The organism is Serratia sp. 3ACOL1 (assembly GCF_003668775.1).
In the GTDB taxonomy this organism is placed as follows: domain Bacteria; phylum Pseudomonadota; class Gammaproteobacteria; order Enterobacterales; family Enterobacteriaceae; genus Chania; species Chania fonticola.
Genome location: NZ_CP033055.1, coordinates 347,555 through 373,199, shown reverse-complemented (window position 1 = coordinate 373,199; position 25,645 = coordinate 347,555). Strand labels below are relative to the sequence as shown.

Sequence of the window (25,645 nt, the reverse complement as noted above, 5' to 3'; positions counted from 1 at the left end):
AAACGTCAGCCTGGATTCAGGCGTTGCCTTTAACCTGCATTTTCAACTGCGCTGCAAAGTCCAGCATGCGGTTGAGCGGAATAAGCGCCTGCTCACGCAGTGCGCCATCAACAAAAATCTCATGCTGTGAACCGCCTTGTTCCAACCCTTCGGCAATGGCCTTCAGGCCGTTCATCGCCATCCACGGGCAGTGGGCACAGCTGCGACAGGTGGCCCCCTCGCCGGCAGTAGGGGCTTCAAACAGTTCTTTATCCGGACAAGCTTGCTGCATCTTGTAGAAGATACCGCGATCGGTGGCCACGATCAGTTGCCGGTTGGGCAAGGTTACCGCCGCCTGGATCAGTTGGCTGGTCGAACCGACGGCATCAGCCAGATCGACAGTCGCCTGCGGTGACTCTGGATGCACCAGTATCGCGGCCTCCGGATATAGGGCTTTCATACGTATCAGTGCCTGGGTTTTAAACTCGTCATGGACGATACAGGCCCCCTGCCAGCATAGTACGTCTGCGCCGGTCTGCTTCTGCACATAGTTGCCCAGATGGCGATCCGGCGCCCAGATGATTTTCTCCCCCAGGCTATCGAGATGTTCAATCAGCTCAACGGCAATGCTGGAAGTGACCACCCAATCGGCACGCGCTTTGACGGCTGCTGAGGTATTGGCGTAAACCACCACTGTCCGATCAGGATGGCTGTCGCAGAACGCGGCAAACTCCGCCTCAGGACAACCGAGGTCCAGCGAGCACTCGGCATGCAGCGTTGGCATCAGCACCTGTTTTTCCGGGCTGAGGATTTTGGCCGTTTCCCCCATAAAACGCACGCCAGCAACCAGCAAAGTAGACGCAGGATGTTGGCTGCCGAAACGCGCCATCTCCAGTGAATCGGCGACACAGCCACCAGTCTCTTCGGCCAGTGCCTGGATCTCCTGATCGGTGTAGTAATGGGCTACCAGGACCGCATCACGCTGCTTGAGCAAGGTTTTGATCTTCTGCCGATAAAAAGCCTTCTCTGCGACGTCTAACGGCACCGGTTTCGGCGGGAATGGATATATTGCCGCATTGACATCAAACATTTCACTCATCGCTGTTATCTCTATGCTAGGCTGTGGGTCTGCTTTTTAGGCTGTATCTTGCCGCTTGCTCAACCGCCTCGTTTTATATACTAAACAAAATACCTAATTTTTAGCTAAAAGTCGCTGAACATTTCTTGCTATGGGCAGATTTGTTTAATGGGCTGAAATTTTGGGTTGTAAAAGGGAGTGGCGGCTGGCAATACACAGGCTGAGCAAAGTAGGGGCGCAGCATGCAGCGCCCACCTGACCGATAAATTGGCGAGATTAAGTGTTGAGGAATTAAAGGCAAGTTAGACGGGAGTACGATTCAAGAACTGGTGGGCCTGGCAGGATGACCGGCTGCCGCCGTTGTCTCGCAAGCGAGACTCGAACCTGAGCGCAGGATCTCACCCGCACGACTGGTGCAATATGCGATTTTATTGCTGGGATTTTATTATTGAGAATTCTTTAAGATGGTGGGTCTGGCAGGATGACCGGCCGCCGCCGTTGTCTCGCAAGCGAGACTCGAACCTGAACGCAGGATCTCACCCGCACGACTGGTGCGATATGGTGCGCTGGAGTTTAGTACTTTGGAATTTTTAAGATGGTGGGTCTGGCAGGATGACCGGCTGCCGCCGTTGTCTCGCAAGCGAGACTCGAACCTGAGCGCAGGATCTCACCTACACGACTGGTGCGATATGCAATTTTATTGCTGGGATTTGATTACTGAGAATTCTTGAAGATGGTGGGTCGTGCAGGATTCGAACCTGCGACCAATTGATTAAAAGTCAACTGCTCTACCAACTGAGCTAACGACCCACTGATGTGGTTTACTGCTGAACCGCGTTAGCAACGAGAGGGACTCGACTGCAATGCTTTACCAATTCATCAAGAATTGGTGGGTCGTGCAGGATTCGAACCTGCGACCAATTGATTAAAAGTCAACTGCTCTACCAACTGAGCTAACGACCCACTGACGTGGTTTACTTCTTAATACGATAGCAACGAGGAAGGACTCGAATGCACATAATGGTGGGTCTGGCAGGATTAACGGCTATTGCCGTTGTCTCGCTTCGCTCGGCTCGAACTTTTAACGGTTCTCATCCTCACGATTTGACTCACAAATAAATCTTAAAAATGGTGGGTCGTGCAGGATTCGAACCTGCGACCAATTGATTAAAAGTCAACTGCTCTACCAACTGAGCTAACGACCCACTGTAGTGGTGGGTGATGACGGGCTCGAACCGCCGACCCCCTCCGTGTAAAGGAGATGCTCTACCAACTGAGCTAATCACCCACTGTCGTGGTTACTACTCCACTCATTACCAATTCACTATGAATTGGTGGGTCGTGCAGGATTAGCGGCCATGCCGTGGTCTCCCTACGGTCGGCTCGAACCTTTGACGGTTCTCATCCTTCACGATTCCAGCTTTACCAACTCATTAAGAATTGGTGGGTCGTGCAGGATTCGAACCTGCGACCAATTGATTAAAAGTCAACTGCTCTACCAACTGAGCTAACGACCCACTGTCGTGGTTTACTACTAATTTCCTAGCTGCTTTAACATCTTGCAAGTTGTCTTGGCAACGGCGGCATATATTACTAATTTATCTCAGCAGCGCAACCTAAATTTTGGCGCAATAGGTTCAACTGCTTGTTCTTCACGCGAATGAGCCCAGAATTCGGTCAAATCGACTAACTTCTGGGCTCGATTTTTACTTACAAACTCGCTTCGCGTTTCTTGGCCTGCTTGGCCGCATCGCTGGTCGGGTACGATTTGATCACCTGCTGGTAAACGGCTTTGGCTTTATCAGCCTGCCCTTTTTCCTGCATGATCACCCCAACTTTATACATTGCGTCCGGCGCCTTGGGTGATTTTGGGTAACTCTTAACCACCACTGCATAATAGTATGCCGCGTCTTCCTTCTTACCCTTGTTGTAGTACAACTGGCCCAGCCAATAGTTGGCATTAGGCAGGTAATTGGATTTCGGATACTGCTTTATGAAAGCCTGAAAAGCGGAGATCGCCTGGTCATACTGCTTTTTTTCCAGCGCCAGTGAAACAGCGGCGTTGTAGTCGCTGTTTTCATCGCCCGTACTAGCCGCAGCGGCTGTCGCACCCGCAGGAGCGCTGCCAGCGCCGTCAGAAGACGCCGCGGCGGCTGTACCACCTGCGGCCCCTGCTGCTGCACCAGCGGAATTCTGTGCGCCACCCTGGCTAAGGCTATCCATCTGTTGATAGATCTGTTTCTGGCGTTCAACCACCTGATTCAACTGATACTGACTTTCCTGGATCTGCCCACGGAGCGTATCGATATCGCGTTGGTTGTCAGAGAGTTGTTGCTGGAGTTGGTTCAAAAGCTGGCCCTGAGCATTACTGATACGCTCAAGTGATGTGACACGGTCTTCGACCGAGCCGGACCCGACATTACTGATTGGCGCTTGGGCAGTAGCGGCCCATGGGACCGCTACGCCAACCAGTAACGCCAGACTCAACAAGTGACGTCTGAAGTTACTGTTCATGCGATTCTCTTAGTAAACCAGAACGGCACGACGGTTTTTAGCATAGGCTGCTTCGTCGTGGCCCAGTACTGCTGGTTTTTCTTTACCGTAAGAAACGATAGAGATTTGGTCAGCAGAAACGCCTTTGCCTTGCAGGTACATTTTAACTGCATTAGCACGACGCTCACCCAGAGCGATGTTGTATTCTGGCGTGCCGCGCTCATCCGCGTGACCTTCAACAGTCACTTTGTAGGATGGGTTGTTACGCAGGAAAGCAGCATGCGCATCCAGCATCTGAGCGAACTCAGAGCTGACGTCATATTTGTCCAGGCCGAAGTAAACAATGTTGTTACGTTGCAGTTCTTGCATCTGCAGACGTGCTTGTTCTTCAGAAGACAGGTTGCTGCTGCCGTTTTCTGTACCAGTGCCAGCGCCCATACCGGATTGATCGTTATTAGCGCTTTTGTTAGAACTACAAGCTGCTACAGCCAGAACTGGCAGTGCCAGCAGAAGCCCTTTCAGCACTTTGTTCAGTTGCATTTCTTTGATCCTTTTATAGTTTTTGCCATACATATTTTAAACATGCATCACAGATACGGCGACCAGGCAGGGAATTTGACCTGTCCATCGGTTGCCGGAAGACGCGCTTTGAAGCGCCCATCAGTCGATACCAACTGCAGCACGGAGCCCATACCTTGCGTGGAGCTATAGATCACCATGGTGCCGTTTGGTGCGATACTAGGCGTTTCATCCAGGAACGTGTCCGTTAACATTTGAACGGCTCCCGATCCGAGATCTTGTTTGGCGATATGCTGAACCCCATTATTGGAGCTCACCATCACCAGGAATTTACCGTCGAAGCTGACATCAGAGTCCTGATTCTGGGCACCTTCCCAGGTCAGACGCTGTGGTGCGCCGCCGTTGGCACCAACCTTATAAATCTGTGGGCGACCGCCCTGGTCAGAGGTATAAGCCAGAGATTGACCATCTGGGAACCAGCTTGGTTCGGTGTTGTTGCTACGGCCATCGGTGATCTGGCTGATTTGGCCAGAGCCCAGGTTCATCACGTACAGGTTCAGGCTGCCAGTTTTAGACAGCGCGAATGCAAGGCGGCTACCGTCTGGAGAGAAAGCAGGAGCACCGTTATGACGTGGGAATGAAGCTACCTGACGGATAGCGCCATCAGACAGATTCTGGATCACCAGCGCTGATTTACCGCTCTCAAAAGTCACGTAGGCCAGTTTGCTGCCATCCGGCGACCAGGCTGGTGACATCAGTGGCTCTGGTGAACGATGTACTGGAACCTGGTTAAAGCCGTCGTAATCCGATACGCGCAGTTCGTACGGGAATTTCCCGCCGTTGGTCTGCACCACGTAAGCGATGCGGGTACGGAATGCGCCCTTGATGCCGGTCAGCTTCTCAAATACCCCATCGCTGGCGGTATGAGCCGCATAACGCAGCCACTGTTTGGTCACTTTAAACTGGTTTTGTGCCAATACGGTGCCAGGCGAACCTGAAGTATCGACCAGTTGGTAGGAAACCAGATAGCTGCCGTCGGCACCAGGCTGAACCTGGCCAACCACTACGGCATCGATGCCCAGCGCAGTCCAGGCCGCCGGCGTTACTTCAGACGCGGTGGTAGGCTGCTGCGGCATACGTGCCACATCAATCGGGTTGAATTTGCCACTGTTACGGAGATCTGCGCCAACGATCTGGCCAACATCTTCCGGAGGCGTGCCTGGGCCCACCCATTTAAATGGCACCACGCCAATCGGGCGAGCTGAGTCGACCCCTTGGGTGATTTCAATGCGAACTTCCGCGTGCAGCACGGATGCCCACAGAACTAAAAGACCTAACGCTACTCGAAATGCCTGCTTCATCTCATCTCCCTTATCCAGGCGGTATGCCTGCGATAATTTAGCAGAATTTTAACAAACCAACGCCAACAACACTACATATTCCCTGTTGGTTACCTTGGTACATCCATGCGTTTTACTTGGTAAAGACAATCATTATTTTGGATTAAATACTATAATCGCATTCTTAACTTTCTGATAAACAGCATCACTTGGCGGTTTGGGAATACGCGCTTGGTTGGCAGCGGCAACGGCTGCTTGGCACAAGGCAGGATCACCACCAACAGCTTCCACCTTACTTAAGAAACCGTCCGATTCAAGCTTGATACGCAAATCACAGGTTTTGCCAGCATACAAACCGGAATCATAGAATTTATTCTGGATAGCCATCTTAATCTGATTTTCATAAGCCGCTGTATCTGCACCGCTTGTCCCCGCAGTCTTGGCATTACCCTCACCTTTCGCCTTGGCTGCGTCACCTTTTGCCTTGGCACCGCCACCTTTCGGCGCGTTTTTACCATCGGCCAAGCTACCAAATAAATCATCTACATCAGCAGACTGTTTAGCGGCTTCAGCGGCCTTCTTCTTGGCATCTGCGGCTTTCTTGGCGGCAGCAGCCTTCTCGGCAGCGGCGGCTTTTTTCGCTTCTTCTGCGGCAGCTTTTTTCTCAGCGTCGGCAGCGGCTTTCTTCTCTGCAGCCTCAGCTGCTTTCTGTTCAGCGGCCGCGGCGGCTTCTTTCTTCGCCTCTTCCGCCTGCTTTTTAGCAGCGGCGGCAGCGACAGCTTCTTTCTTGGCTTCCGCTTCGGCTTTCTTCTGTGCGTCTGCCTGCGCCTTGGCTATTTTATCCGCCTCGGCTTTGGCTTTCGCCGCAGCTTGCTCAGCTGCCTTCTGTTGTTCTTTGGCCTTCGCCGCAGCGGCTTCTGCTGCTTTCTGCTGCTCAGCGGCCTGCTGTTGCTGTTCAGCGGCTTTCTTCTGCTGTTCGGCCTGTGCCTTGGCGTCCTGCGCGGCTTTTTCCTGCGCGGCCAAACGCTCTTGTTCCAGTTCTTTCAGGCGCTGCTGTTCCGCCGCCTGCTTCTGCTGCAGCTCTTCAGCCTGCTGCTCCGCCTTCTTCTGGCGCTGCTTTTCTGCACGCTGTGCATCGCTGCTCTGTTGCTGTTGGCGATTGTACTGTTCTACCACCGCCCCTGGATCGACCATCACGGCCCCGACCACGGAACCGTCACCGCCGCCGCCTGCACTACTCATTTCAGTATTTTCGTACAGCGAACCCCAAATCAACAGGGCAATCAATAGAATGTGCAGAACCACCGATACAATCACGGAGCGGTTCAGCTTATCATTTTGCTCAGTTGCCTTTACCAAAATAGAATCCCAAAAACTGCTGCTTAAACGGGGTTCCTGCGCCACAGGGCAGGAACCGGGTTGCCACTGACCTTACGGTTAGATTGGCTGGGTCATCAACCCTACGGAAGCGACACCCGCCTGATGCAGAATATTCAATGCCTTGATAATCTCATCGTACGGTACTTCCTTGGCCCCACCGATCAAAAACACCGTCTTCGGATTAGCTGCCAGACGCGACTTGGCTTCGGCCGCCACCTGCTCAGGCGGCAACAGCTCCATACGGTTGTGATCAACCACCAGGGTGTACTGACCTACGCCGGAAACTTCCAGGATCACCGGTGGATTATCGTCGCTGGACACCGTCTTGGAATCGGTGGCATCAGGCAAATCAACTTCAACGCTTTGGGTGATGATTGGCGCGGTTGCCATAAAGATCAGCAACAGCACCAACAAGACGTCCAGCAGCGGAACAATGTTGATTTCCGACTTCAGCTCACGCTTGTTACGACCACGAACTCTCGCCATGCTACCCTCCTACTTCTTATTTGCTGTCGCTGGAGAAGGCCTGACGATGCAGAATAGCGGTGAACTCTTCCATAAAGTTGTCGTAATTCTGCTCAAGCTTGTTAACGCGCTGGTTTAGGCGGTTATAGGCCATAACGGCAGGGATCGCGGCAAACAGACCGATGGCCGTGGCGATCAACGCTTCGGCGATACCCGGTGCAACCATCTGCAAGGTGGCTTGTTTTACCGCGCCCAAGGCGATAAAGGCGTGCATGATCCCCCACACGGTACCAAACAGGCCGATATACGGGCTGATGGAACCCACGGTGCCGAGGAAAGGAATATGGTTTTCCAGCGTTTCCAGCTCACGATTCATCGAAATACGCATCGCACGCGTTGCGCCTTCGATCACCGACTCCGGCGCATGGCTGTTAGCGCGGTGCAAACGGGCGAACTCTTTGAAACCGGAATGGAAAATCTGCTCTGAGCCAGTCAGGCTATCGCGACGCGCCTGGCTTTCCTGATACAGACGGGAAAGCTCGATACCAGACCAGAATTTGTCTTCAAAGGCTTCGGCGTCGCGAGTGGCCGCATTGAGGATGCGGGTCCGCTGGATGATAATCGCCCAAGAAGCCACTGAAAAGCATATCAAAATCAGCATGATAAACTTGACCAGCAGGCTCGCCTTCAAGAATAGATCTAGGATGTTCATGTCAGTCACTGCTTAAACTCCGCGACAATAGACTTAGGAAGCGCTATCGGCTTCATTTGGTGTGGATCAATGCATGCAATCAATACATCGGCCTGACTCAAGAGAGTACCGTCAGAATTAACAATGCGTTGAGCAAACGTAAGAGAAGCCCCGCGTATTGAGGTGATTTTGCTCTGCACTTCCAGCAGATCGTCAAGACGAGCTGGTGACAGATAATCCACCGTCATACGCCGGACAGCGAAAGCGACATGTTCTTCACTGAGCAGCTGCTGTTGATGAAAGTTATGTTGACGCAGCATCTCGGTGCGCGCTCTTTCATAAAAAGCGACGTAACGGGCATGGTAGACCACACCACCGGCATCGGTGTCTTCAAAGTAAACACGAACCGGCCATCGAAACAACTTATTACTCACGAGACTTCCAAACCAAGGCAATTGAACGCTTGCTACTATACGCAAGACGGATCGGGTTGGGAATGGGTTACTGAATGGGAATGAAAATAATTATGGGCCTGAACGGCCCATAACAGGGGGGATGCGTAATAGATTATAAAGAAACGTAAAGTAATCCTGCGGCCAGGATCACAATTGCAGGTAATGGCGCGAAAAATGCACGCCAAAACGTGCTCTGATGCCGAAAGCCGACACCGTGAATGATGCCCGCACATACCGCCCAGATCAGCAAGATGCCCTGCCAGATCTCTAACGAGCTGGTACGTGCTGCAAAACGGCTAGGATCCCAGAAGATACATCCCGCCAAAATCACCGCCAGCACCAATGAAAGGGCCCGAACCGGGCCCTTGTCGGTGATAGCGTACAGCTTATCCACCAGTGACGAACTCATCACTTACCGTCTTGCTGCGCTTTTGAATCTTCACTGTGCTCAAGCGCCAGCGCCGTGATGATACCGAAGGCACAGGCAAGAAGCGTTCCGAGGATCCAGGCAAAATACCACATGGTTTAGCTCCTTTTGCTTAGTACAGCGAATGCTTATTTTTTTCGATGAAGTTCTTATCCAGGCGACCAAACATTTTGTAGTACGCCCAAGCGGTGTACGCCAGAACGATTGGCACGAAGATAATGGCAACAACGGTCATCACCTGCAGCGTGAACAGGCTGGAAGTCGCATCCCACATGGTCAGGCTGACGTTAGGCACGGTGCTTGATGGCATAACGAACGGGAACATGGTTACCCCAGCCGTCAGGATCACACAGGCAATCGTCAGTGATGAACTCAGGAACGCCATCGCAGCTTTGTCCAAACGGGCAAACAGGATAGTGAACAGTGGCAGAACCACGCCCAACGCCGGCAGTGCCCACAGGGATGGATACTTATTGAAGTTGATCAACCAGGCACCCGCCTGATGAGCCACTTCTTTACGCAGTGGGTTGGATTCCGCTGCCGTATCCAGTGCTGAGGTGATCACGAAACCGTCGATACCTTTCACCAGCCAGATACCCGCCAACAGGAAGCATACGCCCATCACCAGCGCAGAAATCTGCGCCGCAGCGCGTGAGCGCAGGTGAATCTCGGCAGTGGTACGCATCTGCAGGTAGGTTGCCCCCTGAGTCACCAGCATGGTCAGGCTGATAATACCGGCCAGCAAACCAAACGGGTTCAACAGTTGGAAGAAGTTGCCGGTATAGAACAGACGCAGATATTCATCGATATGGAACGGTACGCCCTGTAACAGGTTACCGAACGCCACGCCGAACACCACCGCAGGCACGAAGCTACCGACAAAGATGCCCCAGTCCCACATGTTACGCCAGGTGCTGTTTTCCAGCTTCGAGCGGTAGTCAAAACCGACCGGGCGGAAGAACAAGGCAGCCAGCACCAGGATCATGGCCACATAGAAACCAGAGAACGCGGCAGCGTAGACCATTGGCCAGGCGGCGAACAATGCACCACCGGCGGTGATCAACCACACCTGGTTACCGTCCCAGTGCGGGGCAATGGCGTTGATCATTACCCGGCGCTCGGTATCGGTTTTACCGATGATGCGCATCAGAATACCGACACCCATATCGAAACCGTCGGTGACGGCGAAACCGATCAGCAGGACGCCAACCAGGAGCCACCAGATAAATCGCAGTACTTCGTAATCAAACATATCTTGGACTCCTGTTTAGCGCGCTTCCTGCACGGCGGCAGTCGGTTGTTCAAAGTGGTAGCGGCCAGTTTTCAGGCTGCTTGGACCCAGACGTGCAAACTTGAACATCAGGTACATTTCAGCCACCAGGAACAGGGTGTACAAGCCGCATATCAGCCCCATCGAGAACAGAATGTCGCCTGCGGTCAGCGAAGAGGTGGCGACTGCGGTTGGCAGCACCTCACCTATCGCCCACGGCTGACGGCCATACTCCGCCACGAACCAGCCCGCTTCAACGGCAATCCAAGGTAATGGCAGGCCGAACAGCGCAGCGCGAAGCAGCCATTTCTTCTGACCGATACGACCACGTACTACGCTCAAGAATGACAGGCCGATAATAAACAGCATCAGCACACCACAGGCCACCATGATACGGAAGGCGAAGTACAGTGGAGCAACGCGCGGGATAGAGTCTTTGGTTGCCTGCTGGATCTGTGCTTCCGTTGCGTCGGTGACGTTTTCGGTATAGCGCTTGAGCAGCATGCCGTAGCCAAGATCCTGTTTGGTATCGTTGAATGCGGTACGCACTGCCGGATCGGTATTACCGCCACGCAGCTCTTCCAGCAGTTGGTAAGCCTTCATACCGTTACGGATACGCACCTGGTGCTGTGCCATCAAATCGCGCAGGCCGATAACCGGGGTGTCGATAGAACGGGTAGCAATCAGGCCGAGCGCCCAAGGAATTTGAATCGCGAAGGAGTTCTCCATTTTCTCCTGGTTCGGAATACCGAACAGGGTAAATGCGGCCGGAGCCGGTTGAGTTTCCCATTCGGCTTCAATGGCAGCCAGTTTGGTTTTCTGCACGTCCCCCATTTCGTAACCGGATTCATCACCCAGCACGATAACGGAAAGGATAGCAGCCATACCGAAGCTGGCAGCAATAGCGAACGAACGCTTGGCAAAAGCAACGTCACGCCCTTTCAGCAGATAGTAAGAGCTGATACCCAGCACGAACATCGCGCCGGTGGTGTAGCCAGAAGCTACGGTGTGAACGAACTTCACCTGTGCAACCGGGTTGAAGACCAGCTCGGAGAAGCTGAGCATCTCCATACGCATGGTTTCAAAGTTGAAGTCGGAGGCGATTGGGTTTTGCATCCATCCGTTGGCGACCAGGATCCACAACGCAGACAGGTTTGAGCCTAGGGCAACAAACCAGGTGACCGTCATGTGCTGGATCTTGCTCAGGCGATCCCAGCCGAAGAAGAACAGACCGACCAGCGTCGATTCCAGGAAGAACGCCATCAGACCTTCGATAGCCAGCGGGGCCCCGAAGATGTCACCGACGTAATGAGAGAAGTACGACCAGTTGGTCCCGAACTGGAACTCCATGGTCAACCCGGTGGCCACACCCAGAGCAAAGTTGATTGCAAATAACTTGCCCCAGAATTTGGTCATATCTTTATAAATTTGTTTGCCGGACAGCACATATACCGTTTCCATAATTGCCAGCAAAAACGCCATACCCAGCGTTAATGGGACAAATAGGAAGTGGTACATCGCCGTTAAAGCAAACTGTAAGCGCGACAGTTCGACAATATCAAACATCTTGACTCCTTGCTCCTCGCAGGAAGACTCCGACTTGCGGTTATCGGTATTACTCCCGAAAGAGTAGCCGGTAACGCCCCGCAGTGAATGCCCTTAAACACAACAAAATTTGATCCAGCCTCTCCGCTTTCAACCGTACGTTCAGAGCCAGACCACGAGGGGCGGGAGCAAAACGCACCAATGAAAACCGACAGCGGGTAACAAATGCAACAAGATCAACCATCCATAATTACACAATGGCATGATACTCGCCAAAGCCCATACAATAAATAGGTATTTGCGTGACGCAGGTTGGACTTTTGGCTACAGGTCAAAAATCAGCCTAAATAGGTAGCCAGGCCAATATTGATCTAAAACAATTTAAGCCTATCTGCATATTATTGCTAGGCTCATTACACATTTTGCTGTAATTTCCCAGCGCCCATGTTAAGCAATGGTTTAATTGTTTTTTATTGATATCTTTGTGTTAAATAAATGTAATTTAAAATACCTCCAATTGTATTACTTCAGCATTACCATTCGATAGATATTAACTTTTTATTTTCAATGGCAATTGCAGTGAGTTAACTCACAAATCTGCTTTTTGCTAAGTAATCATAGACCATGTTGCGAGGTTGATCCCAGAACCTGCAAGCATTGAGTGATCAGCTCTCACCTCCCGCAACAATGCCTTGCAAAACGCCCTTCTCTCTCAGTGACATACATAAAAAAGGCCGCCCAAAGGCGGCCAAACATGTCGAGATATTATTATTTGCTATACGGTACTAACGATTCAGGATCGCCTTCACTGCATCACCGATATCAGCCAGGCTGCGTACGGTTTTCACCCCTGCCGCTTCCAGTGCCGCGAACTTCTCATCCGCAGTCCCTTTGCCGCCGGCAATGATGGCGCCAGCATGGCCCATACGCTTGCCTTTCGGTGCAGTAACACCGGCGATATAACCGACTACCGGCTTGGTGACGTGCTCTTTGATATAGGCCGCCGCTTCTTCTTCAGCGCTGCCGCCAATCTCACCGATCATCACGATAGCTTCGGTCTGTGGATCTTCCTGGAACAACTTCAGGATATCGATAAAGTTGGAACCCGGGATCGGGTCACCACCGATACCGACGCAGGTAGACTGCCCCAGACCGGCGTCAGTGGTTTGTTTTACCGCTTCATAGGTCAGGGTACCTGAACGGGAAACGATGCCCACCTTGCCTGGCAGGTGAATATGGCCAGGCATGATACCGATCTTGCATTCGCCTGGGGTGATCACACCAGGGCAGTTCGGGCCGATCATGCGCACGCCGGCTTCATCCAGCTTCACTTTCACGGTCAGCATATCCAGGGTCGGGATGCCTTCGGTGATGGTGATGATCAGTTTGATGCCTGCATCGATAGCTTCCAGAATGGAATCTTTGCAGAATGGCGCTGGCACGTAGATAACAGACGCGGTAGCGCCGGTCGCTTCAACAGCCTCACGCACGGTGTTGAACACTGGCAGACCCAGGTGCTGAGTACCGCCTTTGCCCGGAGTCACGCCACCCACCATTTTGGTGCCGTAAGCGATAGCTTGTTCGGAGTGGAAGGTACCCTGGCTACCGGTGAAACCCTGGCAGATTACTTTGGTGTTCTTATCGATTAAAATGGACATTATTTACCCTCCACTGCCGCAACAACTTGCTGAGCCGCATCAGTCAGGCTGGTCGCAGCAATGATATTCAAACCGCTGTCCGCCAGTTTCTTGGCGCCCAGTTCGGCGTTGTTCCCTTCCAAGCGCACTACCACCGGGACGTTAACGCCCACTTCAGCTACCGCGCCAATGATACCGTCGGCGATCAGATCGCAACGCACGATGCCACCGAAGATGTTAACCAGTACCGCTTTAACCTTGTCGTCAGACAGGATGATTTTGAAGGCTTCGGTCACGCGCTCTTTGGTCGCGCCACCGCCCACATCCAGGAAGTTGGCTGGTTCGCCACCGTGCAGTTTCACGATGTCCATGGTACCCATCGCCAGACCGGCACCGTTCACCATACAACCGATGTTACCGTCGAGGGCGACATAGTTCAGTTCCCACTGGGCCGCACGGGATTCACGCTCATCTTCCTGAGAAAGGTCACGCATTTCACGCAGTTCGGACTGGCGGAACAGGGCGTTGCCATCAGCACCCAGCTTACCATCCAGGCAGATCAGATCGCCCTGCTTGGTCACTACCAGCGGGTTGATCTCAACCATCGCCAGATCGCGCTCCAGGAACAGCGTTGCCAGACCCATAAAGATTTTGGCAAATTGACCGACTTGCTTACCGGTCAGGCCCAGTTTGAACGCCAGCTCACGACCCTGGTAAGGCTGTGGGCCTGCCAGTGGATCGATGGTCATTTTGTGGATCAGTTCCGGGGTCTCTTCCGCAACTTTCTCAATTTCAACGCCGCCTTCGGTGGAAGCCATAAACACTACGCGACGGCTGGCACGGTCAACTACCGCACCCAGATACAGCTCTTTGTCGATGTCGGTGGCCGCTTCTACCAGGATCTGGTGAACCGGCTGGCCCAGCGCATCGGTCTGGTAGGTCACCAGGCGTTTACCCAGCCAGGCTTCGGCAAAAGCACGGATATCTTCTTTGCTGTTAACGACTTTAACGCCACCAGCTTTACCACGGCCGCCAGCATGAACCTGACATTTTACCACCCACGGGCCGGAGCCGATTTTAGATGCGGCTTCTTCTGCTTCACGCGGAGTGGTACAGGCGTAACCGGTTGGTGCTGGCATGCCATACCGAGCAAACAGCTGTTTTGCCTGATATTCGTGTAAATTCATGATGTTCTATCCATTCAGGTCAGAAAGTTTTAGCCGGGTCACTTTCGCGGTATTCCGCATGACTTATCGGCCACATAGCACAGGGTGTGGGCGCGGCAAAAACCGCGCCCTTGCAGGGATTAAACGTCCAGCAGCAGACGAGCCGGATCTTCCAGCATGTCTTTCACCGTCACCAGATAACTCACCGACTCTTTGCCATCGATCAGACGATGATCGTAAGACAGAGCCAGATACATCATCGGCTGGATCACGACCTGACCATTGACCGCCATTGGGCGATCCTTGATGGCGTGCATACCCAGAATGGCGCTCTGCGGTGGGTTGATGATCGGGGTAGACATCAATGAACCGAACACGCCGCCGTTGGTAATGGTGAAGTTACCGCCAGTCAGCTCTTCCACGGTCAATTTGCCGTCACGGCCTTTGATCGCCAGCTCTTTGATTTTCTTCTCGATGTCCGCCATGCTCATGGAATCAACGTCACGCAGTACCGGGGTTACCAGGCCACGCGGGGTTGATACCGCAATGCTGATATCGAAGTAGTTGTGGTAAACCACATCGCTACCGTCGATAGAGGCGTTCACTTCCGGGAAGCGTTTCAGCGCTTCGACTACCGCTTTGATGTAGAAGGACATAAAGCCCAGACGTACACCGTGGCGTTTTTCGAAGGCTTCGCCGTACTGCTTACGCAGATCCATGATCGGCTGCATGTTGATTTCGTTGAAGGTGGTCAGCATCGCGGTGCTGTTCTTCGCTTCCAACAGGCGCTCGGCCACGCGTTTGCGCAGGCGGGTCATAGGAACACGTTTTTCGCTACGGCCGCCCAAGGCTGGCTGAGGTGCTGCCGCTGGGGCTGCTGCCGGTGCCGCTTTCTTGCTGGCAGCCAGGTGCGCTTCTACGTCTTCACGCGTGATACGGCCCCCCACGCCGCTGCCTTTGATGGCGGCAGCATCGAGATCGTGTTCGGCAATCAGGCGGCGGATCGCCGGGCTGAGTGCGTCGTTGTTCTCTTCTTCCAGGCTGGCGGTTGCGCGCTGTGCCGGAGTTGACTCAACGCTCTGAGCTTTCGCTTCGGTCGGCTTGCCAGAGCTGTCACCCTGACGGATACGCCCGAGAAGCTGACGTGAAGTCACGGTTGCGCCTTCGTCTTCCAGGATCGCTTCCAGTACACCGGCTTCACTGGCTGGCACTTCCAATACAACTTTGTCGGTTTCAATCTCAACCAGCACTTCGTCACGCTGAACGGTATCACCCGGTTTTTTATGCCAGGTGGCGACGGTCGCATCGGCAACGGATTCAGGGAGGTCAGGAACCAGAATATCTACGCTACTCATTAGCTTTCCTTTAAATTTTTTCTTCAATATTCAGCGCGTCATTCACCAGAGCCTGCTGCTGCTTCTGGTGTACGGACATATAACCTACCGCCGGAGAGGCAGAGGCTGGACGTCCTGCGTAACGTAAAGAGGCCCCAAACGGGATCACTTCACGGAAATTGTGTTGGCTGCAATACCAGGCGCCCTGGTTCAACGGCTCTTCCTGACACCAGACGAAATCATGCACGTGGGCATACTGTTCCAATACCGCTTGAACGGCCTGATGCGGGAACGGATACAGTTGCTCGATACGTACGATGGCCACGTCTTTCTGGTCGTTCTTGCGGCGTTGTTCCAGCAGATCGTAATAAACCTTACCAGAACACAGCACCACGCGTTTCACCGCTTTGGCATCCAGCTCGTCAATTTCGCCGATGGCCGGTTGGAAGGTGCCATTTGCCAGTTCTTCCAGGGAAGAGACTGCCAGCGGATGACGCAGCAAGGACTTCGGTGACATCACCACCAGCGGACGGCGCATACCGCGCAACGCCTGACGGCGCAGCATATGGTAGACCTGTGCCGGAGTGGATGGGATGCACACCTGCATGTTCTGTTCTGCACACAGCTGCAGGTAACGTTCCAGACGTGCAGAGGAGTGCTCTGGGCCCTGGCCTTCGTAACCGTGCGGCAGCAGCATAACCAGGCCACACATACGGCCCCATTTCTGCTCACCGGAGCTGATGAACTGGTCGATCACTACCTGAGCACCGTTGGCAAAGTCACCAAACTGCGCTTCCCAGATGGTCAGGGTGCGCGGCTCTGCGGTGGCGTAGCCATATTCAAATGCCAGAACGGCTTCTTCAGACAGCACCGAGTCCCAGACTTTGAATTCGCCCTGGCCGCTGTGGATATTCGCCAGCGGGACATAGACAGAACCATTTTTCTGGTTGTGCACCACCGCATGACGGTGGAAGAAGGTGCCACGGCCAGCATCTTCACCAGAAATACGGATCGGGATGCCTTCATCAGCCATGGTGGCGTAAGCCAGCGTTTCCGCTGCGCCCCAGTCGAACGGTTTGTTGCCTGCGGCCATCTCGGCACGATCGCCGTAGATTTTCGCGACGCGCGACTGCATTTCGATCGCTTCCGGTACGCTGCTGATGCGGCGAGCCAGTTCCTGCAGGCGCTTCATCTCAACCTTGCTTGGGTACTCTTCGTCCCATTCATGGTTCAGGTATGGCGACCAGGTGAAGGAGTGCAGGTTCATCGGACGCCACTCTTCAACCACGCAGTCACCGCGATCGAGAGCATCGCGATACAGGTTGACCATTTCCGTGGCATCTTCCAGGCTGGCAACCTTCTGTTCGGTCAGCACGTCAGCGTAGAGTTTGCGTGGCGTTGGGTGTTTCTTGATCTTCTGATACATCACCGGCTGGGTTGCACTTGGCTCATCGGCCTCGTTATGCCCATGGCGACGGTAGCAGACCAGGTCGATCATCACGTCACGTTTAAAGGTGTTACGGAAATCCAACGCCAGGCGGGTGACAAAGGCCACCGCTTCCGGATCATCGGCATTCACGTGGAAAATTGGAGCCTGCACCATCTTGGCGATATCGGTACAGTATTGGGTGGAACGCGCGTCCAACGGGTTGGAGGTAGTGAAACCAACCTGGTTGTTGATGACGATACGCACCGTGCCGCCCACTTCATAACCGCGAGCCTGCGACATGTTCAGGGTTTCCTGAACCACGCCCTGCCCGGTGATTGCTGCGTCACCATGAATGGTGATTGGCAGAACCATGTTGCTGCGCGCTTCGTCCAGACGGTCACGGCGGGCACGTACAGACCCCATGACAACCGGGCTGACGATTTCCAGGTGCGACGGGTTAAACGCCAGCGCCAGGTGAACCATGCCGCCTTCGGTTTCCACGTCGGAAGAGAAGCCCTGGTGATATTTCACGTCACCGGTGCCCAGGTGTTCTTTATGCTTGCCGGCAAACTCGTCGAACAGGTCGGCCGGTTTTTTACCCAGCACGTTGATCAACACGTTCAGACGGCCACGGTGGGCCATACCCAGCACCACTTCACGCGTGCCGTTTTTGCCCGCGTGACGCACCATTTCTTTCAGCATCGGCACCAACGCGTCGCCACCTTCCAGCGAGAAGCGTTTGGCCCCAGGGAATTTGGCACCCAGGTAACGTTCCAGCCCTTCGGCTGCTGTCAGTTCGCTCAGGAAACGGCGTTTCTCATCGGTGGTGAAGCTGGCACGCCCCGCTACCGATTCAATGCGCTGCTGGATCCAGCGTTTCTCTTCGGTGTTGGTGATGTGCATATACTCGGCACCGATCGAACCGCAGTAGGTCTGCTTCAGCGCCGCGTACAGATCGCTCAGCTTCATGGTTTCTTTGCCGATGGCAAAAGAACCCACGTTGAAGGTTTCCTGGAAGTCGGCTTCGGTCAGGTTGTGGTACGCCGGATCGAGATCGGGAACGCGCTCCTGTTTCCACAGATCTAACGGGTCGAGGTTAGCGTGCTGATGCCCACGGAAGCGGAAGGCGTTGATCAGCTGCAATACCTTGACCTGCTTGGCATCGGTTTCAGGATCGTTGATGGTGGTGTTATAACGAGCAGAATCTTTCGCCAGGCGGCGGAAGTAATCTCGCGTTTGGGAGTGGAGCTGATCGGGTTTGACACCCGCAGTTGGTAGTTGCTGGAAAATCGAACGCCAACTATCTTCAACGGAACTCGGATCGGTTAAAAAGTCTTCATAGAGCTGCTCTATGTAGGACTGGTTCGCGCCCGCCAGATAGGAGGAATCCAGCCAGGCCTTCATTGCGCCGTTCTGCATTTTGATCCCTTAAGCTTTAAAGCTTCAGTTTTCGCCGTGGTTAACATAATTACCGTAATGGTACGCTTAACGGTTCACTAGACGTGCTTATACAAGTGCACGTTCTGTTTTGGACCTTGCGGCCCCATACAAGGAACCTCTAAAAACCGGCGGGACAAACCTGATTGCCTTTAACCACAATCACGGGTCAGTTTTTAGAGATCCCCTCTTGGGATGTGCGCCGGTAAAGCCACCGGCGCAGCATCTCGTTCTGTTTATGCGCCGCGTTGCAGCAGCATAGACTTGATATGACCAATTGCACGGGTCGGATTCAAGCCCTTAGGACATACACTGACACAATTCATAATGCTATGGCAGCGGAAAACACTGAAAGCGTCGTTCAGATCGTCCAATCGTGCTTCAGTTTCCGTATCACGGCTGTCGATCAGGAAGCGGTACGCCGCTAACAGACCGGCCGGGCCAACAAACTTGTCAGGGTTCCACCAGAACGATGGGCAAGAGGTGGAGCAACAGGCACAGAGAATACATTCGTACAATCCATCCAGTTTTTCCCGCTGATCCGGCGTTTGCAGGTGCTCACGCGCCGGAGGATTCTTGCCATCATTAATCAAGAACGGCTTGATCTTTTCATACTGGGTATAGAACTGCCCCATATCCACCACCAGATCGCGCACCACCGGTAACCCCGGTAGCGGGCGGATCACAATCTTGTTGTTGCCTTTACGCAACGACGAGACCGGGGTGATACAGGCCAGACCGTTCTTACCGTTCATATTGATGCCGTCTGAACCGCACACGCCTTCACGGCAAGAGCGGCGGAAAGATAAGGTCGGGTCCTTTTCTTTCAGCTGGATCAACGCATCCAGCAGCATCATGTCACGACCTTCTTCCGCTTCCAGGCTGTAGTCCTGCATATGCGGGGCGCTATCAACATCCGGATTGTAACGATAGATAGAGAATTCAAGTTTCATCAATCGAGCTCCGCAATTAGTAAGAACGCACTTTCGGCGGGAATGCCGCGCGCAGCTTCGGTTGCATGTTCACTTCACGACGCGTCATGCTTTCCGATTGCGGCAGATACAGCGAATGGCACAGCCAGTTGGCATCGTCACGCTCCGGGTAGTCGAAGCGGCTATGCGCGCCACGGCTCTCGGTACGGAAGTTGGCCGACACGGCGGTGGAATACGCGGTCTCCATCAAGTTATCCAACTCCAGGCATTCGATGCGCTGGGTGTTGAATTCGCTGGAGGTATCATCCAGGCGTGCGTTCTTCAGACGTTCACGGATCACTTTCAGCTCTTCCAATCCTTTCGCCATCGCATCACCTTCGCGGAACACCGAGAAGTTATGCTGCATACAGGATTGCAGTGCCTTACGGATCTCCACCGGATCTTCACCAGAACGGGTGTTGTTCCAACGGTTCAGACGATCCAGCGAAGCTTCGACGTCCGATTCGCTGGCTTCGCGGCTTTCGCCCTGCTCTGCCAACGACTCTTGCAGGTGCATACCGGCAGAGCGACCAAACACCACCAGATCCAGCAGCGAGTTGCCACCCAGACGGTTGGCGCCATGTACCGATACGCAGGCAATTTCGCCTACCGCGAACAGGCCCGGGATCACCACGTCTTCGCCTTTCTCGTTCACAGTCAGCGCCTGGCCAGTCACTTTGGTCGGAATACCGCCCATCATATAGTGGCAGGTTGGAATGACCGGGATCGGCTCTTTCACCGGATCGACGTGAGCGAAGGTACGGGAAAGCTCCAGAATGCCCGGCAGGCGGGACTCCAGCACGTCTTTGCCCAGGTGATCCAGTTTCAGCTTGGCATGTGGGCCCCATGGACCGTCACAGCCGCGGCCTTCACGGATCTCAATCATGATCGAACGTGCCACAACGTCACGGCCCGCCAGATCTTTGGCATTTGGCGCATAACGTTCCATGAAACGTTCGCCATGTTTGTTCAGCAGGTAACCACCTTCACCGCGGCACCCCTCGGTGACCAGTACGCCAGCCCCGGCAATACCGGTTGGGTGGAACTGCCACATTTCCATATCCTGCACCGGTACACCGGCACGCAGCGCCATACCGACACCGTCACCGGTATTGATGTGGGCGTTGGTGGTGGATTGGTAAATACGGCCTGCCCCACCGGTAGCCAGAATGGTTGCCTTGGCCTTGAAGTACACGACTTCACCGGTTTCGATACAGATAGCGGTGGTACCGACTACCGCACCATCCTGGTTTTTCACCAGATCCAGCGCATACCACTCGGAGAAGATGGTGGTGTGGTTTTTCAGGTTCTGCTGATAAAGGGTGTGCAACAACGCGTGACCGGTACGGTCTGCCGCCGCAGCGGTACGGGCCGCCTGCTCACCACCAAAGTTCAGTGACTGGCCGCCAAACGGGCGTTGATAAATGCGGCCATCGTCCAGACGGGAGAACGGCAGGCCCATGTGTTCCAACTCCAGAATCGCTTCCGGGCCGGTTTTACACATATATTCAATGGCGTCCTGGTCACCGATATAGTCGGAACCTTTCACCGTGTCGTACATATGCCATTCCCAGTTGTCTTCGTGGTTATTGCCCAAGGCTACGGTAATGCCGCCTTGTGCAGACACGGTATGGGAACGGGTCGGGAATACTTTGGAAAGCAGGGCACAGGTTGAGCCCGCCTGGGAAATCTGCAGCGCCGCGCGCATACCTGCGCCACCAGCACCGATAACAACTGCATCAAACTCTCTGATTGGCAGTTTCATTTAAGCACCCCACACTACGATTGTTCCGTACAGTAAATAGACCAGCAACGTGACGACAATCGCCAGTTGCAGCACCAGGCGTAACGCCAGTGGCTTGATATAGTCCGTCAGCACCTGCCACATTCCCACCCAGGCGTGAACCAGGATCGACAGCAATGTCAGCAAGGTGAATACTTTCGTAATGGAGGTGGCGAAGAAACCGCGCCAGATTTCATAGGTGATGTCCGGAGCCGTAGCCACGAAGCCCAGGATATAGAGAACATACAGGGTGATGACGATAGCGGAAGCACGCAGTAACAACCAGTCGTGTACGCCGTTACGTCCTAATGCAGAAACGTTGCTTACCATACGAGGACTCCAGCCAGAATTGACAGCACGACGGTCAGACCGAACGCCACCTGGGCAGAACGGGTACCTGCGGCTAAACTCTCTTCGATATAGCCAAAATCCATTAACAAGTGACGAATGCCACCGCAAATGTGATAGGCCAACGCGGTGAGGATCCCCCAGAAAATGAATTTCACGAAGAAGCTATTCATGATGGAGGCAGCGTGCAGGAAGCCCTCTTGAGAAGAGAGAGAGATACCCAGCAGCCAGAGGAGAATGCCCACGGCAACGAAAGTAATTACGCCAGAGACTCGGTGTAAGATGGACGCTATCGCAGTTACAGGAAACCGGATCGTTTGCAGATCCAGATTGACAGGTCTTTGTTTTTTCACGGTTTTGCCCACACAGCTCTTATTATTTTCCTTCCTCCGGACCTGGGTGGGGATCAGACAGCGTCCAAGAGTTTTCACTCTTACACCTCACGCGCTCAAACATCGACATCCTAGTGCTTAAACGGCGCGTAGTGATAACGCTGGGTGCTCCTACTTCAGGGTAATCCGGAGACCTGGCGGCAGTATAGGAGGTTCACATTCTTATTACAATTCCCATACAATCCCTTTGGTCACATTTCCCCAGAACAGTGATTTAGATCACGATTATTACATTTAGCACGAAATTAATTATCTGATTTGACAAGAGATCAACATTTCCATTACAAATAGGGCAGCAATCAACCCTATGATGCACTAGCGGTCACCGGATACACTTCCCCCTAAGCACAAGTTATGCAACAGTGTAGCGATAGTGTATGTGGTTAACATTCCAAACAGATCGTAGGTAATGATTAAAAGAAAATAACGAATCCCGATGAATCGTTAACGGCTGCTAACCCGTCTTGTTCGCCTGGTGCAAACTCTGTCCCCTACCGGCGCAAATGCGCTGTCGCTCACAGAGTTAGCGTTCGCTCGACTTTAATGCGGGCAACCTGCGGAGATTTAAGGTATTTCAGTTGTTAGAGGTTTTTAAAATAAGGCGTTAAGGAGACTGTAAATGACTGATAAGAAAGCGACGCTAAGCATCAACAACGGCGAAGCTCCGATCGAACTGGGCGTACTCACCCCTTCACTGGGCCCTGATGTGATTGACGTACGCGCCCTGGGCTCCAAAGGTTATTTCACATTTGATCCCGGCTTTACTTCTACCGCTTCCTGTGAATCCAAAATCACGTTCATCGACGGCGACAAAGGTATCCTGCTGCACCGCGGCTTCCCGATTGAGCAGTTGGCAAAAGAGTCCTCCTATCTGGAGGTGTGCTACATCCTGCTGTACGGCGAAACCCCGAGCGCTGAAGAGTTCGAAACCTTCAAAACCACGGTAACCCGCCACACCATGATCCACGACCAGATCACCCATCTGTTCCGTGGTTTCCGCCGCGACTCGCACCCAATGGCGGTGCTGTGCGGCGTGACAGGTGCCCTGGCTGCGTTCTATCACGATGCGCTGGACGTCAACAATGAACGTCACCGTGAGATCACCGCGTTCCGCCTGCTGTCCAAAATGCCTACCGTGGCAGCAATGTGTTACAAGTATTCTCTCGGCCAGCCGTTTGTTTACCCACGCAACGACCTGTCCTACGCCGGTAACTTCCTGCGCATGATGTTTGCTACACCTTGCGAAGAGTACGTGGTGAACCCGGTGCTGGAACGCGCCATGGATCGTATTCTGATCCTGCATGCCGACCATGAGCAGAACGCGTCCACCTCCACCGTGCGTACCGCCGGTTCATCAGGTGCCAACCCGTTTGCCTGTATCGCGGCCGGTATCGCTTCCCTGTGGGGGCCAGCGCACGGCGGTGCCAACGAAGCGGCACTGAAGATGCTCGAAGAAATCAAAACCGTTGAGCACATCCCTGAGTTCATCAAACGCGCCAAAGACAAGAATGACTCGTTCCGTCTGATGGGCTTTGGCCACCGCGTGTACAAAAACTACGATCCACGCGCCACCGTGATGCGTGAAACCTGTCACGAAGTGCTGAAAGAACTGAACAAGAAAGACGACAACCTGCTGCAGGTCGCGATGGAGCTGGAACACATCGCGTTGAACGACCCGTACTTCATAGAGAAGAAACTGTACCCGAACGTCGATTTCTATTCAGGTATCATCCTGAAAGCGATGGGTATTCCTTCTTCCATGTTTACGGTGATCTTCGCAATTGCCCGTACCATTGGCTGGATTGCCCACTGGAACGAAATGCACGACGAAGGCATCAAGATCGCCCGCCCACGTCAGCTGTATACCGGCTATGCCGAGCGTGAGTTCAAGTCTCAGGTTAAGAAGTAAGCTTTAGCAGGGGCGTCATATTCGCCCCAACTCGGCTAATGACCCAATCGACTTGACGCTGCCCCACTGGCAGCGTTTTTTTATGGGTTACTTCTGGCAAACCGGGCACCAATAAAACGGTCGCGAAGATAGCGCCGTTTTCTCGATCATTGCCCCACAGCGCGGGCAAGGCTCACCGCTGCGATGAAACACCTTGAAGCTGAACAGCGTGCCGTGATGGCGATTTTCATCTACCTGACCACGGGTCTGATATGAAATACGTGGAATATCCAACAGCGCCTGCGCCAACTGATGTAGCGCATCAGGGGTGAGATCCTGCGGTTTATGCTTGGGTGCCAGTTCTGCCTGCCACAAAATCTCGGCTCGCAGGTAGTTGCCCAGGCCAGCCAGAAAAGACTGATCCAGCAACATCCCGCCTAACTGGCGCTTACAAAACGCCGGCGATAACAACCGCTGTTCCACCTGCTCTACGGTCAGAGCCATATCCAGCACGTCAGGGCCAATACGTTTTAAAAACGGGTGTTGCTCGATCTCACCGCGCGGCGCAATGGTGATATCCGAAGCGCTGTACAACAAAATCGCCCACTCGGCCGTCTCCAATCGCACCCGCAAATCGCGCTTGGTTTCTGGCGTTTCGCCCGCCCGCACCACCTTCCACACGCCATAGAGCTGGTTGTGGCTGTACATGGTCAAACCGTTGGAGAAATCGGTTAACAAGGCTTTACCACGCGGTTCGATGGCAGTGATACGTTCACCGACCAGCTCGGCCTGATAGTGTTTCAGTTGCGGGAAAGCAAACCAGACTTCGGTCAGTGGTTGCTCGATCATCACCGCCGCCAGCTTATCTGCCGCCCGGCGGATCTCCGGCCCTTCTGGCATAGACAAACTCCTTGATTGAAAAGGGTCCGGCAAGCCGAACCCTAGGGTTAACATGGAGGTAGCATAAATGACCTCAGTGCGTGGCGCCACCCACCACTTTCAAGTCATGCTCTACCTGCAAGGCAATCGAAATTGCCATTTCCAAAGCAAACAGCACCGTCTGTGCTGCCATGCTCGGGGCACCAGGATGCTGTGCCGCTTGCTCAGGCAGGTAAGGGATATGGATAAAGCCGCCCTTCACCGCCTGCTGCCCGCTTAAGCGGTGCAACAGACCGTACATCACATGGTTGCAGACATAGGTCCCGGCAGTTTGTGATACCGAGGCCGGAATGCCAGCTTCACGCATCGCATTCACCACCGCCTTGATCGGCAAGGTGCTGAAATAGGCCGCCGGGCCATCTGCCACAATGGCCTGATCGATCGGCTGCTGTCCCTGATTATCGGGAATACGCGCATCATCGACGTTAATAGCGACGCGCTCCAGCGTGATGTCAGTACGCCCCCCCGCCTGGCCGATCGCCAACACCATCGCTGGCTGAACTTCGTCAATGGCCGCGTTCAGCACAGTCAACGCCTCTCCGAAGACGCAAGGTAGCTGGCGCGCGATAATGTGCGCCCCACCAAGCTCCAGATCGTTAAGCTGCTTCACCACCTCCCAGGATGGGTTGACACGCTCGCCGCCAAACGGCTCAAAGCCGGTAATCAATACTTTCTGCAT

Annotated in this window: 23 protein-coding genes and 5 tRNA genes; 1 reads left to right on the top strand and 27 read right to left on the bottom strand. The window is 53.7% G+C overall.

What is annotated here, in order from left to right:
- Positions 1-16: 16 nt before the first annotated feature.
- The 25 genes from nadA to sdhC all read right to left on the bottom strand — a co-directional run bounded on the left by nadA (position 17) and on the right by sdhC (position 22,112).
- Positions 17-1,078 carry a quinolinate synthase NadA gene (gene nadA, locus D9980_RS01840; protein ID WP_121606216.1) on the bottom strand — a complete coding sequence of 354 codons (1,062 nt, stop codon included), beginning with the start codon at positions 1,076-1,078 and terminating at the stop codon, positions 17-19.
- 713 nt (positions 1,079-1,791) lie between these two features.
- Positions 1,792-1,867: transfer RNA gene (locus tag D9980_RS01835), tRNA-Lys, on the bottom strand.
- A 77-nt stretch (positions 1,868-1,944) separates the two neighbouring features.
- Positions 1,945-2,020 (bottom strand) — tRNA-Lys (locus tag D9980_RS01830).
- Between the two features lie 166 nt (positions 2,021-2,186).
- Positions 2,187-2,262: transfer RNA gene (locus tag D9980_RS01825), tRNA-Lys, on the bottom strand.
- A 7-nt stretch (positions 2,263-2,269) separates the two neighbouring features.
- A tRNA-Val gene (locus tag D9980_RS01820) sits at positions 2,270-2,345 on the bottom strand.
- 153 nt (positions 2,346-2,498) lie between these two features.
- Positions 2,499-2,574, bottom strand: a tRNA-Lys gene (locus D9980_RS01815).
- Positions 2,575-2,767: 193 nt separating this feature from the next.
- Entirely contained in the window at positions 2,768-3,571 is an 804-nt protein-coding gene (cpoB, locus tag D9980_RS01810) for a cell division protein CpoB (RefSeq protein ID WP_024483136.1), read from the bottom strand.
- 9 nt (positions 3,572-3,580) lie between these two features.
- A complete protein-coding gene (gene pal, locus D9980_RS01805) occupies positions 3,581-4,090 on the bottom strand; it encodes a peptidoglycan-associated lipoprotein Pal (RefSeq protein ID WP_021805257.1) in 510 nt (169 codons plus the stop codon).
- A gap of 47 nt (positions 4,091-4,137) precedes the next feature.
- On the bottom strand, positions 4,138-5,430 hold the full coding sequence (tolB, locus tag D9980_RS01800) for a Tol-Pal system beta propeller repeat protein TolB (protein WP_121606215.1): 1,293 nt from the start codon (positions 5,428-5,430) through the stop codon (positions 4,138-4,140).
- Positions 5,431-5,562: 132 nt separating this feature from the next.
- Complete coding sequence (gene tolA, locus D9980_RS01795) at positions 5,563-6,768, bottom strand: cell envelope integrity protein TolA (RefSeq protein ID WP_121608927.1); 1,206 nt, start codon at positions 6,766-6,768, stop codon at positions 5,563-5,565.
- 78 nt (positions 6,769-6,846) lie between these two features.
- Positions 6,847-7,275 carry a colicin uptake protein TolR gene (gene tolR / locus D9980_RS01790; protein ID WP_021805261.1) on the bottom strand — a complete coding sequence of 143 codons (429 nt, stop codon included), beginning with the start codon at positions 7,273-7,275 and terminating at the stop codon, positions 6,847-6,849.
- 16 nt (positions 7,276-7,291) lie between these two features.
- Complete coding sequence (gene tolQ / locus D9980_RS01785; protein ID WP_024483139.1) at positions 7,292-7,975, bottom strand: Tol-Pal system protein TolQ; 684 nt, start codon at positions 7,973-7,975, stop codon at positions 7,292-7,294.
- Complete coding sequence (gene ybgC / locus D9980_RS01780; protein WP_021805263.1) at positions 7,972-8,379, bottom strand: tol-pal system-associated acyl-CoA thioesterase; 408 nt, start codon at positions 8,377-8,379, stop codon at positions 7,972-7,974. The genes tolQ and ybgC overlap by 4 nt, the downstream gene beginning before the upstream one ends.
- 133 nt (positions 8,380-8,512) lie before the next feature.
- Positions 8,513-8,809: a cyd operon protein YbgE gene (ybgE, locus tag D9980_RS01775; RefSeq protein ID WP_024529346.1), complete on the bottom strand. Its 297-nt coding sequence runs from the start codon at positions 8,807-8,809 to the stop codon at positions 8,513-8,515.
- Entirely contained in the window at positions 8,809-8,922 is a 114-nt protein-coding gene (gene cydX / locus D9980_RS01770; protein WP_021805265.1) for a cytochrome bd-I oxidase subunit CydX, read from the bottom strand. The genes ybgE and cydX overlap by 1 nt, the downstream gene beginning before the upstream one ends.
- Before the next feature lie 17 nt (positions 8,923-8,939).
- Positions 8,940-10,079 carry a cytochrome d ubiquinol oxidase subunit II gene (gene cydB, locus D9980_RS01765; protein WP_121606214.1) on the bottom strand — a complete coding sequence of 380 codons (1,140 nt, stop codon included), beginning with the start codon at positions 10,077-10,079 and terminating at the stop codon, positions 8,940-8,942.
- Positions 10,080-10,094: 15 nt separating this feature from the next.
- A complete protein-coding gene (cydA, locus tag D9980_RS01760) occupies positions 10,095-11,663 on the bottom strand; it encodes a cytochrome ubiquinol oxidase subunit I (RefSeq protein WP_065686441.1) in 1,569 nt (522 codons plus the stop codon).
- Positions 11,664-12,427: 764 nt separating this feature from the next.
- Positions 12,428-13,300 carry a succinate--CoA ligase subunit alpha gene (gene sucD / locus D9980_RS01755; RefSeq protein ID WP_024483143.1) on the bottom strand — a complete coding sequence of 291 codons (873 nt, stop codon included), beginning with the start codon at positions 13,298-13,300 and terminating at the stop codon, positions 12,428-12,430.
- Positions 13,300-14,466, bottom strand: coding sequence for an ADP-forming succinate--CoA ligase subunit beta (sucC, locus tag D9980_RS01750; RefSeq protein ID WP_024483144.1), 1,167 nt, complete (start codon positions 14,464-14,466; stop codon positions 13,300-13,302). Before sucC ends, sucD begins: the two co-directional genes overlap by 1 nt.
- A 119-nt stretch (positions 14,467-14,585) precedes the next feature.
- The gene (odhB, locus tag D9980_RS01745; RefSeq protein WP_024483145.1) at positions 14,586-15,800 is read right to left on the bottom strand and encodes a 2-oxoglutarate dehydrogenase complex dihydrolipoyllysine-residue succinyltransferase; all 1,215 of its coding nucleotides are present in this window, start codon (positions 15,798-15,800) and stop codon (positions 14,586-14,588) included.
- Positions 15,801-15,810: 10 nt separating this feature from the next.
- Positions 15,811-18,627 (bottom strand): 2-oxoglutarate dehydrogenase E1 component, encoded by a 2,817-nt coding sequence (gene sucA, locus D9980_RS01740; RefSeq protein WP_024483146.1) that lies wholly within the window; start codon positions 18,625-18,627, stop codon positions 15,811-15,813.
- Positions 18,628-18,881: 254 nt separating this feature from the next.
- Positions 18,882-19,598, bottom strand: a complete 717-nt coding sequence (locus tag D9980_RS01735; protein ID WP_021805271.1) for a succinate dehydrogenase iron-sulfur subunit — start codon at positions 19,596-19,598, stop codon at positions 18,882-18,884.
- 16 nt (positions 19,599-19,614) lie between these two features.
- The gene (gene sdhA, locus D9980_RS01730) at positions 19,615-21,381 is read right to left on the bottom strand and encodes a succinate dehydrogenase flavoprotein subunit (protein ID WP_121606213.1); all 1,767 of its coding nucleotides are present in this window, start codon (positions 21,379-21,381) and stop codon (positions 19,615-19,617) included.
- Complete coding sequence (gene sdhD, locus D9980_RS01725) at positions 21,382-21,729, bottom strand: succinate dehydrogenase membrane anchor subunit (RefSeq protein ID WP_024483148.1); 348 nt, start codon at positions 21,727-21,729, stop codon at positions 21,382-21,384.
- Positions 21,723-22,112 (bottom strand): succinate dehydrogenase cytochrome b556 subunit, encoded by a 390-nt coding sequence (gene sdhC / locus D9980_RS01720; RefSeq protein WP_121606212.1) that lies wholly within the window; start codon positions 22,110-22,112, stop codon positions 21,723-21,725. Before sdhC ends, sdhD begins: the two co-directional genes overlap by 7 nt.
- A 646-nt stretch (positions 22,113-22,758) precedes the next feature.
- Between sdhC and D9980_RS01715 the strand changes: the two genes are divergently transcribed.
- Positions 22,759-24,048 carry a citrate synthase gene (locus tag D9980_RS01715; protein WP_021805275.1) on the top strand — a complete coding sequence of 430 codons (1,290 nt, stop codon included), beginning with the start codon at positions 22,759-22,761 and terminating at the stop codon, positions 24,046-24,048.
- A gap of 87 nt (positions 24,049-24,135) precedes the next feature.
- Here D9980_RS01715 and nei read toward each other — a convergent pair whose 3' ends face one another.
- A complete protein-coding gene (nei, locus tag D9980_RS01710) occupies positions 24,136-24,927 on the bottom strand; it encodes an endonuclease VIII (protein WP_121606211.1) in 792 nt (263 codons plus the stop codon).
- Between the two features lie 73 nt (positions 24,928-25,000).
- Positions 25,001-25,645, bottom strand: a complete 645-nt coding sequence (pcp, locus tag D9980_RS01705) for a pyroglutamyl-peptidase I (RefSeq protein WP_021805277.1) — start codon at positions 25,643-25,645, stop codon at positions 25,001-25,003.